Here is a 776-nt window from a genome sequence, read left to right on the forward strand (position 1 = left end):
AAGGTGAAATTGTTACCTTAATGGGCCCAAGTGGCTGTGGCAAATCAACCTTGCTTGATGTCATAGCTGGCCATTTATCATCAGAGTTTGACTACTCTGGTGCGATTACACTTAACGGCCAAGCCTTAAACACTCTCCCTGCCCATAAACGCCAGGTGGGGATATTGTTTCAAGATGATTTACTTTTCCCACATCTCACCGTTTGGGAGAACCTAGCTTTTGCCCTGCCCGATGCTATTAAAGGCTCAGCGCGTAAAGAACAAGCCCTAACAGCGCTAAAAAACATCTCTCTATCCAATTTGGCCGACTCCTTCCCTGATCAAATATCCGGCGGTCAGCGGGCGCGTATTGCCTTAAGCCGAATGCTGTTGGCTCAGCCTAAGCTTGCCTTACTCGATGAACCGTATAGTAAGTTAGACAAAGAACTGCGAACTCAATTTCGTAGTTGGGTCGTTGATCAGCTTAAGAAAGCAAATATCCCAGCTGTAATTGTTACTCACGATGAAGAAGATGTACCACAAGATAGCCGCTGTATAACATGGCCTTGGGAGAATCAACATGCTTGATCGCTTTAGCATTAAGATCATCCGTTGGCCGTTGGCTCAATCTGCCAAACTACTCGACAAGCTCGGTGTAACCGCTAATCAAACGACACTGTTTGGTTTTGGTTTGGGTTGCTTAGCTTTTCCTGCGTTGATCATGGAGCAATATACCTTAGCCTTGGTTTTTGTCGCCTTGAACCGGATATGTGATGGCCTAGATGGTGCACTGGCAAG

1 protein-coding gene and 1 pseudogene are annotated in these 776 nt (G+C 46.3%); both read left to right on the forward strand.

All coding sequences use genetic code 11. The annotated features are described in order from the left end of the window. On the forward strand, nt 1-566 hold a 566-nt coding region (locus QTO00_RS20340), incomplete at its 5' end, for an ATP-binding cassette domain-containing protein (protein WP_331426361.1). Continuing rightward, a pseudogene (locus QTO00_RS20345) lies at nt 559-776 on the forward strand (CDP-alcohol phosphatidyltransferase family protein); the annotation flags it as partial. The gene QTO00_RS20340 and the pseudogene QTO00_RS20345, both read left to right, overlap by 8 nt.

The organism is Vibrio sp. M260118, assembly GCF_036533755.1.
Classification (GTDB): Bacteria; Pseudomonadota; Gammaproteobacteria; order Enterobacterales; family Vibrionaceae; genus Vibrio.